The following is a 9,165-nucleotide window of genomic DNA, read 5'->3' as shown; positions in this document are numbered from 1 at the left end:
CACATCCGTCGCTTCAACCCGCCAATCGCCAATGTAGGTAGTTTACATACGCACATTCGCCGCCCCAGCCCGCCGACCGCCAATGTAGGTAGTTTACATACGCACATTCGCCGCCCCGGCCAACCGACCGCCAATGTAGGTCGTTTACATACGCACATCTGTCGCTCCAGCCCCCCGACCGCCAATGCAGGTCGTTTGCTTATCCTCCAGCAAGGCTTAAGGGGCTGTCCCTAGGTCCGTTTATGACCTGTTGAGACAGCCCCTTTGCAAGTCTTCGCCGAGACGCGGCTCCGTCTCTTTCTCGTTTTCATCGCTTGCGCCGCCCCGCAATCCGTACGAACGAGCCATGTTCTCCAACACCTTCGGTCGTTTCTTTGGTTATTTCAACTTTTCCGGATTCATTTTCCGAATGGGATTCTCTTCATCGCGCTTGAAGCCTATCTATCCCGATTCGGCAGCGAAAAATAGGTCAAGTTCGCTGCGCGAGCGCATAGAGTGGGATACATGGGTAAGCGCTAACATGATGACGAGCGGCATACCTAATCAGGACAAGGGAGGAATTCGCGATGCGAAAGTGGGGATTAAGCACGCACGCTGTGATACTCATGCTGCTGCTGGTGCTTGTTGGTTGTTCGCAGCGATCCGGCGGGGGCGACGACAATGCCAAACCTAGCGGCAGTCCCGCCGAGCCATCCGGCACGGCGACCGCAACGCCGGCGGACAGCGGGAGCGCGAGTACGAGCACGCCGGACGCCGGCAGCGGGGAAAAAGTGCGGCTCACCGTATACAGCACCATCGGCGAGCTGAAAAATCAAGAGATGATGAAGTCGATCGGCGCCGCCTTTACCCAAGAAAATCCGAATATTACGGTGGAGTTCCAATTCCCCGGGGCGGAGTACGAAAATATCCTAAAAGTTAAAATGGCGGCCAACGACCTGCCGGACGTCTTCGATACGCATGGCTGGGCGGTCATCCGTTACGGCAATTACTTGGCCGACCTGCGCGACGAGTCGTGGGCGCCCAACTTGACGGACACGATTAAGCCGGTCGTCACCGACAAATCCGGCAAGGTAGAGGCTCTTGTCCTGAGCGAGGCCAAGGACGGAATCTCGTATAATGCGGAATTGCTCGCACAATACGGCATTCAGCCGCCCGCGACGTTCGAAGAGCTGATGGCCGCCGCGGACAAGATCAAGACGGACAGCAAGGGCCAGGTCACGCCGTTCTTCATGTCCGGCATCGACAACGGCATGATCGGCGGCTTCCTGGATCTCTATGCGACCTCCATGTACATCAGCCCCCAGCAGAATCAAGCGGATGCGCTGCTGGACGGCTCGTTCGATTGGAACAACTGGACGCCGCTGGCGGCGAAGCTGCTCGATATGCAGAAGAAGGGCTATATCAACAAAGACGCCCTGACGGCCAAGTATACGGATATGCCTAAGCGCTTCGCGCAAGGTAAGATCGCCTTCGTCTTCGGCGCGCCCTCGTTCGCGGACGACGTGTACAAAGTGAACCCGAACGCGAAGATCGGCATCATGCCGTTGACGACGATGGTCGACGGCGATACGCCGACCTTCTCGGGCGGCGAGCGGTATACGATGGGCGCTTGGAAGGACGGCAAGCATCTGGAAGCATCGAAGAAGCTGATCGCCTTCTTCGCTAAGCCGGAGAACATGTCCACGATCGCCAACGCGACGAAGCTGCCTCCCGGGCTGAAGGACATCGCTTCGCAGCATGAATTCTCCCCTTATTACGATCAGTTCAAGGACGTTCGGGTGTTCCCTTACTTCGACCGCGTCTACTTGCCGAACGGCATGTGGGACGTCATGTGCAAGACGGGCACCTCGCTCGTCTCGGGTCAGACGACGCCCGCGCAGTTCTCCGAGAAGATGAAGCAGGAATACGTGCGACTGCGCAAGCAGGCATAAGCCGGACTGGGAGAGCGTCCGCTCTCCCTTTTTCCATCGTTCATGAGGGATAAGGTTCGCGCCAATGAAGACGTAGCCGGATTCGCTCGACGAACGCAATCCGCTAACCGAAGAACCATGCTTCCGAAGCGAGTTTTGTTGCGAATTGAATTCGAAGCAGCTTAGCTCCACAACCTATTAGGAGGGAGCACATGACCGATCCGAAGGAACCGACCATCCGTGCCGGGACCGCCAGCGTCAAAAAGGCGGCGAGGCGCGGAGCGTGGCTGAATCTGATGTACGTACCCGCTTTGCTGCTGTTTCTCGTCTTCATCTTCTACCCGTTCCTGAGGGGCATCCAGATCTCGTTCACGAACTGGGACGGCTATAATCAGCATTACAAATGGATCGGGCTCGAGAATTACAAACGGATCTTCAGCGATCCCGACATGGGCAAGATCGTTCGCAATACCGCCATTTACGGCATCGGAAGCGCGGTATTCCAGAACCTGATCGGTCTGCTGTACGCGCTCTTCCTCACCCAGAGCATCCGTACCCGAGGCATCGTCCGAACGGTTATTTATTTGCCCGTCATCATCAGCGGACTCATCATGGGCTACATCTGGTACTTCTTCTTCCAGTATGACGGAGGCGCGATTAACGATCTCATTCTGCTGTTCACGAACGAGCCCGCCAACCTGCTCGGCAGTCCGAACGCGAACGTCTGGATCATCACCTTCGTCAATACGTACCAATACCTCGGGATCGCGATGGTGCTCTTCCTGGCCGGCCTGCAGTCGATTCCGCGCGACTATTACGAAGCCGCCACCATCGACGGCGCGGGCGCATGGACGCGATTCTTCCATGTCACCTGGCCTTTGCTCGCCCCGGCGTTCACCGTGAGCATGGTGTTGAATCTAACCGGCGGCCTGAAGCTGTTCGAAGTGATCGTCGCCATGACGAACAGCGGCCCGGGCTACGCGTCCGCTTCGATGTCATCGTTCATGTATCTGCTCTACTTCGGCCGCGAAGACGCTGGTTACGCCGCTACGGTCGGCATTCTCATGTTCGTCATGATCTCGATCGTCAGCTTGCTCGCGCTGGTCTGGCTCCGCAGAAGAGAGGTGCAGGCATGAACGCCGTCCTGAGCAAGTCGCGCCGGACCTGGATGACCTTGCTGTCGCTCGTCATCTGTCTGATCCATATCCTGCCTTTCTACGTGTTGTTGACGACCACCTTCAAAGCGGATGACGATCTGAGCTCCAAGTGGATCTTCCCCGGCTACCTCTACCTCGACAACTTTACGAACGCATGGCGGGAGGCGAATCTGGCGTCCGCCTTCAAGAGCAACCTGATCGTGACCGTCTGCGCCGTCTTCCTCATCGTCGTCGTCGGTTCGATCGCGGCCTATCCGTTGTCCAGGCGCCAGACGCGGTGGAATCAGTTTATCTACGCGCTATTCGTATCGGCCCTCATCGTGCCTGCGCTGACGATCCTCGTTCCATTGTACAAGTTCATGGTCGATATCGGCGGCATGAACCGGTATTGGGGCATTATCCTGCTGCACGTAACGTTTAATCTGCCGACGACGATCTTCCTATACACCGGGTTCATCAGTACGATCCCCAGAGAGCTGGACGAAGCGGCCATGATCGACGGCGCCAGCAGGTTCAGCCTCTTCTACCGCATCTTGCTCCCGCTGCTGAAACCGATCACGGCAACGGTCATTATACTGAGCGGCGTAGCCGTCTGGAACGATTATACGTTCTCGGTCTTTTTCCTGCAGCATGTCGAGACGAGAACGATTACCGTCGCGCTTGCCAGCTTCTTCTCGCAATTCTCCAGCAATATCGGCTGGGTCGCGGCAGGTTCGCTGCTCGCTGCGCTGCCGATGGTCGTCGTTTATCTCTTCTTGCAGCGTTATTTCATCGAGGGACTGGCATCCGGGGCCGTCAAGGGATGAGGATCGCCGGCGCAAATCATAAGCCGTCCGTCATGCTACCGTAAGGGAGGACGTATAGAATCGTCGATGTTGCACAGATAATGGCTGTAGATGCGGGAAGGGGGAAGGAGCATGAACGGCGGATTAACCGCGCGCAAAGAGGCGGGCAGAGACGCGTTCGCGAAGTGGTCCGGCATCATCGGCAAGCTCTCCTTCGCTTCGGGTCTGGCTTGGGCGCTTGCGCACTGGGCGGGATCCAAGCATCCGTTCCTCGCGCCCGTCTCCGTTATTCTCTGCATGCAGACGACGGTGCTGCAGTCGCTTCTGTTCTCTTACCGCCGGCTGGGGGGAACGATCCTTGGCGTAGGTCTGACGATGCTCGCCGTCAAGGCGATGCCGCTGAACGGGTGGACGCTGGCCGCGCTGCTCGCGGGGATCTCCTGCATCGCGCTCCTCGTCGAACGCAACGAGATCTGGCTTCGCGAAACGGCTTTAAGCGGCGCTTTGGTGTTCGAGCTGCAGAGGCATTCCGAACACTATGCCGTCGATCGGCTGCGTGACACCGCGATCGGCGTCGCCGTCGCGATGATCGTCATGGCCTTCGTCCTGCCTCCGAACGAGACGCGGACGGCCGAGCGCGCGCTGCAGCCGCTCGCGGATCGAGTGACCCGTCTGTTCGGGCAGTTGGCGGCATGGACGGGGGGCGGCTGCGGGCAAGAGCAAGAGCAGGCTCTTCGGACGGAGATAAAGACGCTGCGCCAGGATTGGCAGAACGCCAGCAAGACGTTGCAGCAGGCGGCCGACGGCTTGCGGTACAATCCGTTCAGGCGCAAGAGCGAACGCAGGCAGCAGCAGAACGCCGATTGGCTGGAGAAGCTCCGCAGAGGGATCAACTATCTGGAGAAGACGGAGGCGCGCCTGCGCAGAGGCGCGGCCGCGGCGCCGCTGAACGAGTCGGAGCGCAGCGCGTGGCAGGAGCAATTCGACAAGCTCGGCGGCTGCTGGGGGCAGTCGTTGATCGCGTCGCCGTCGTTGGAACCGCTCGTTCGATTGGCGAGGAGCGAGAATACGCCGCTCTACTTATCCGCCTTGCTGCTGGACACGAACGAGCTCCTGGAAGATTTGAAGGCGATCTAGCGCGGCGTTTGAAGGTTTTGGATCGCCCTGCAACCGGTCGCGCAAACGTCCTTGAAAGCCTGGCTGACGATCTAGGCGCTTAACGGCTTCGCCCCTTCATCGAAGGGCGCGAAGCCGTTTTCGCTTGACGGTGGCATATGCCCGCACGCCCGCTCGTATAATGAATCCGTCGAAGCGCGGTTCGGAAAAGGGGAACGTCCAAGCGAAAGCGGGGGATGTACGCTGGCGGAGATCGGGAGAAGCGTGCCCAAGAAGGAGTCTTACGACAAAGTGACGGGAGCGGGCCACTACACCGGCGACGCGGTCGAGGCTCGAATACACCATGCTCGAATGAAAATCAGTCCTTACGCGCATGCCCGCATTCTCGGGATCGATGCGACGGCGGCTCGGACCGCGCCCGGCGTCAGGGCGATCCTCACCGGCGACGACTGCGGCGTGCTGACCGGCGAGGAGATCCGGGACCGACCGATCATCGCCAAGGATCGGGTACGCCACTACGGCGAGGTCGTGGCGGTCGCGGTGGCGGATACCGAGGTGCAGGCCAAGCAGGCGGCCGACCTGATCAAGGTTCGCTACGATCCGCTGCCGGTCGTCCTCTCGCCGACCGATGCGTTGCGGTCGGATGCGCCGGTGCTGCACGAGCGGCTGGGCGAGTACGAGAAAGGGGAAGGCGTCGTCTCCGTGCCCGGCACGAACGTCGCGAGCGTCATCCATGTCCGGCTGGGCGACATGAGCCAAGGCTGGGAGCAAAGCGAGACCGTCGTAGAGAATGCCGTCGCATTCAAGCCTTCCGACCATGCCGCGATGGAGACGCGCAGCGCGATCGCGGAGATCAAGCCGGACGGGCGCGTCCATATCGTCTCCTCCACTCAGGCGCCGTTTGCCGTCAAGCAATACCTGGGCAAGTACTTCGGGGTCGACGTCGGCTTCGTCACGGTCGAGGCGCCGTTGGTCGGAGGCGCCTACGGCGGCAAAGCGGCGATCCAGCCGGAGCTGATCGCTTTTTTGGCGTCCCGGGCGATCGGCGGCAGACCGGTGAAGGTGTTATATACCCGCGAGGAAGACATGGTGACGGCGCCCGGCCATATCGGCCTGGAAGCGACGGTACGCCTCGGCAGCACGAAGGAGGGGAAGATCAAGGCCGCCCATCTGATCTACCGCTTCGACGGCGGCGCGTACGACGACAAGTCGAGCGATATCGCCCGGGCGGCAGCCGGGGACTGCAGCGGGCCTTACGCGATCGAGCATATGCATGGCGAATGCTTGACGATCTATACCAATCATCCCTATCCCTCGGCGTTCCGGGGGTATGGACATGCGGAACTCACGTTCGCAGTGGAGCGCGCGATCGACGCCCTGGCGGAGGAGCTGCAGATGGACCCGTGGGCGCTGCGGATGAAAAATATCGTCGTGCCCGGCGATATCGCGCCTACCCGCGATCTGCTCACGCCGAGCAATCTGGGGGATCTGCCGGCTTGTATGGAACGCATGAAGCGTCTGGCGGAGTGGGACGACTGGAACTTGGTTCAAGTGGATGACCACCGAGTCCGCGCGAAGGGGATCAGCTGCTTCTGGAAAAACTCCTCGATCGACCCGAATGCCAGTTCCGGCGCGATCGTCTCCTTCAACCCGGACGGCAGCCTGAACCTCGAGACCGGCGTCGTCGAGATCGGGACGGGAACGAAGACGGTGCTCGCCCAGATCCTCGCCGAACGGATGAGGATGCGCACGGAGCGGATTCATGTGCGCTTCACGGTGGATACGGGCATCTCGCCGGAGCATTGGAAGACGGTGGCGAGCCGGGGGACGTTCATGGCCGGGCGCGCCGTTCTGCATGCGGCGGACGACGCGATCCGGCAACTGCTGTCGATCGCGGCTTGCGTCCTGCGGGCGGACCCGGACGATCTGGAGCTGGACTGCGAAAAGGTGTTCGTACGCGCCGATCCGAGCGTTCAGATCGACGTGAAGGAGATCTGCTACGGCTACAGCTTCCCGAACGGCAACACGATCGGTGGGCAGATCATCGGGCGCGGCACCTATACGCAGCGGCGGATGAATCCCATGAACCCCGAGACCGGCGAAGGGACGCCCGGTCCCGAGTGGAACGTCGGCGCCCAGGCGGTGGAGGTCGAGCTCGATACGCGAGACTGCTCGTACCGCATCCTGAAGGCCGTTTCGGTGAACGACGCGGGCCGGGTGATGAATCGGATGGGCGCCCTGGGTCAGATCAAAGGCGCTATCGCGATGGGACTCAGCTTCGCCAATCGGGAGACGTTCCTGTTCGACGCGGAGGGCCGCATCCAGAATCCGACGCTGCGCGACTACAGCGTCTTCCGCTATGGCGAGAATCCGGCGTACGTCGTCGACTTCGTCGAACGACCCTGTCTGGACGGCCCGTATGGGGCCCGCGCGCTCGGCGAGCACGGTCTCATCGGCATGCCGGCGGCGCTCGCGAGCGCGCTGTCCCGCGCGGCCGGCGTCCGGTTGAACCGACTGCCGCTATTTCCGGAACGCATCTGGAGAGCGAGAATGGGGTATGCCGATGATACCGTATCCGTTTGACTACTATCAGCCCGCGACCGTCGGGGAAGCGGTGGCGCTTTTCGTCGACCTGGATGCCCGGGGCAAGCAGCCGCTGTACTTCTCCGGAGGCACCGAGATCATCACCCTCGGGCGAATCAACGAGGTATATACCGAAGCGGTCATCGACGTGAAGCGCATCCCGGATTGCCGGGAGATCGGCCGGCGATCGGGCGCGTTCGTCTGGGGGGCGGCGCTCACGCTCTCGGAGATCCACGACGCGAGGCTGTTCCCGCTGCTTGGAGAGACCGGAGCGGGCGTCGCCGATCGTACCTCGCGGAACAAGATCACGCTGGGAGGCAACGTCTGCGGGCGGTTCATCTACAAGGAAGCCGTGCTGCCCTTGCTGCTGACCGATAGTCCGCTGCGGATCGCGGGCCCTGGCGGGGAACGGACGGCGCCGATCGGACAGCTGTTCGATCGTACGCTGCGGTTAGGGAGAGGAGAGCTGCTCGTCCAGGCGATGACGGATGTGCGCTATGCGGCGTTCCCTTATGTGACGGACAAGCGGCGCAAAGGATCGGCCATCGACTATCCGCTCTTGACGGTGGCCGCGATCCGGGCGGAGGAAGGGATCCGGCTTGCATTCAGCGGCGTGTGCGCCTTCCCGTTCCGGTCGACGGAGATGGAGCTTATCCTGAACCGACGGGAAGTGCCGGCGGAGGAACGCATCGCGACGGCGATCGCCCGATTGCCCGCGCCGATTCTTAATGACATTAAAGGGTCGGCGCTCTACCGGGAGTATGTCTTGAAGGTCACGCTGGGAGAGACGCTGGAGAGGCTGGAGAAGGGGGTGGCTATCGGATGAAGGCGGAGCATGTCGTACAGCTTGAACTGCATGTGAACGGAGAGCGGAGGACGGCGGTCGCCCGCCCGGCGGACTTGCTCTTGGACGTGCTGCGCGAGTCGTTCGGACTGACGGGCGCGAAGCCCGGATGCCGGAACGGGGACTGCGGGGCTTGCACGGTGCTGGTGGACGACCGGCCGATGAAGTCTTGCCTGATGTTGGCCGTGGAGAGCGCCGGACAGGCGGTGACGACGATCGAAGGCTTGCAGGACGAGGCGGCGCAGCGGGCGTTCGTCGAGCAGTTCGCTTTTCAATGCGGCTACTGCACGCCCGGGTTCATCATGAACATCGTGGCCCTGAGTCGTCTGGAACCCCAAGCGGACGAAGGGACGATCCAGGACTGGATGCAGTCCAACATCTGCCGCTGTACGAGCTATGAGGAGATCGGGAAGGCCATCCATGTCGTCTTGGGGAAGCGGTAATCGTTATAGCCCATTTGTTTAATGGCATTAACCATGCGAGGTTGCATCGAACGGCTCTTTCTACTCGCGACGGATGCGCCGGCGGCGAGCAGCATCTCCGACGCGGAACGGCCGCATTGATCGTCAGGATAGGCGTTGAAAAACAAGGAAAAAGACGAACAGCCCTGCCGGAGGCAGGGCTGTTCGTCTTTTGCGGATTGCTAAGCGCAGGATGCGGTATCAGCTTGTAGATCCGGTCGAGCGAGTATGAAGCGCTTCTGACCGGAAGACTCGTGGATGGCTGCCTACTTCATCATTATTTTGCGGCGGAGAAAAACGAGGATTGAC

At 60.8% G+C, this 9,165-nt stretch carries 7 protein-coding genes; all 7 read left to right on the top strand.

Going from position 1 to position 9,165, the window contains the following annotated elements:
• Positions 1-566 precede the first annotated feature (566 nt).
• The 7 genes from H7C19_RS28970 (at position 567) to H7C19_RS28940 (ending at position 8,838) form a co-directional block, all read left to right on the top strand.
• Complete coding sequence (locus H7C19_RS28970; protein ID WP_185672573.1) at positions 567-1,931, top strand: extracellular solute-binding protein; 1,365 nt, start codon at positions 567-569, stop codon at positions 1,929-1,931.
• Between the two features lie 191 nt (positions 1,932-2,122).
• A complete protein-coding gene (locus H7C19_RS28965) occupies positions 2,123-3,046 on the top strand; it encodes a carbohydrate ABC transporter permease (protein WP_185672572.1) in 924 nt (307 codons plus the stop codon).
• Positions 3,043-3,873: a carbohydrate ABC transporter permease gene (locus tag H7C19_RS28960; RefSeq protein WP_185672571.1), complete on the top strand. Its 831-nt coding sequence runs from the start codon at positions 3,043-3,045 to the stop codon at positions 3,871-3,873. The genes H7C19_RS28965 and H7C19_RS28960 overlap by 4 nt, the downstream gene beginning before the upstream one ends.
• Positions 3,874-3,984: 111 nt before the next feature.
• Positions 3,985-4,989 carry an FUSC family protein gene (locus H7C19_RS28955; RefSeq protein ID WP_185672570.1) on the top strand — a complete coding sequence of 335 codons (1,005 nt, stop codon included), beginning with the start codon at positions 3,985-3,987 and terminating at the stop codon, positions 4,987-4,989.
• A 243-nt stretch (positions 4,990-5,232) separates the two neighbouring features.
• Positions 5,233-7,551 carry a xanthine dehydrogenase family protein molybdopterin-binding subunit gene (locus H7C19_RS28950; RefSeq protein WP_313732039.1) on the top strand — a complete coding sequence of 773 codons (2,319 nt, stop codon included), beginning with the start codon at positions 5,233-5,235 and terminating at the stop codon, positions 7,549-7,551.
• Positions 7,532-8,377: an FAD binding domain-containing protein gene (locus H7C19_RS28945; protein WP_185672569.1), complete on the top strand. Its 846-nt coding sequence runs from the start codon at positions 7,532-7,534 to the stop codon at positions 8,375-8,377. The genes H7C19_RS28950 and H7C19_RS28945 overlap by 20 nt, the downstream gene beginning before the upstream one ends.
• Entirely contained in the window at positions 8,374-8,838 is a 465-nt protein-coding gene (locus tag H7C19_RS28940) for a (2Fe-2S)-binding protein (protein ID WP_185672568.1), read from the top strand. The genes H7C19_RS28945 and H7C19_RS28940 overlap by 4 nt, the downstream gene beginning before the upstream one ends.
• Positions 8,839-9,165: the final 327 nt, after the last annotated feature.

The sequence above is a fragment of the Cohnella nanjingensis genome (assembly GCF_014212125.1).
Lineage (GTDB): Bacteria > Bacillota > Bacilli > Paenibacillales > Paenibacillaceae > Cohnella > Cohnella nanjingensis.
Note: the sequence above shows the minus strand (reverse complement) of the source record. Positions and strands in the feature narration are given on the sequence as shown.

Coding starts and splice junctions, on each gene's coding strand:
- H7C19_RS28970 (WP_185672573.1), top strand. CDS start 567: ATGCGAAAGTGGGGATTAAGCACGCACGCTGTGATACTCATGCTGCTG.
- H7C19_RS28965 (WP_185672572.1), top strand. CDS start 2,123: ATGACCGATCCGAAGGAACCGACCATCCGTGCCGGGACCGCCAGCGTC.
- H7C19_RS28960 (WP_185672571.1), top strand. CDS start 3,043: ATGAACGCCGTCCTGAGCAAGTCGCGCCGGACCTGGATGACCTTGCTG.
- H7C19_RS28955 (WP_185672570.1), top strand. CDS start 3,985: ATGAACGGCGGATTAACCGCGCGCAAAGAGGCGGGCAGAGACGCGTTC.
- H7C19_RS28945 (WP_185672569.1), top strand. CDS start 7,532: ATGATACCGTATCCGTTTGACTACTATCAGCCCGCGACCGTCGGGGAA.
- H7C19_RS28940 (WP_185672568.1), top strand. CDS start 8,374: ATGAAGGCGGAGCATGTCGTACAGCTTGAACTGCATGTGAACGGAGAG.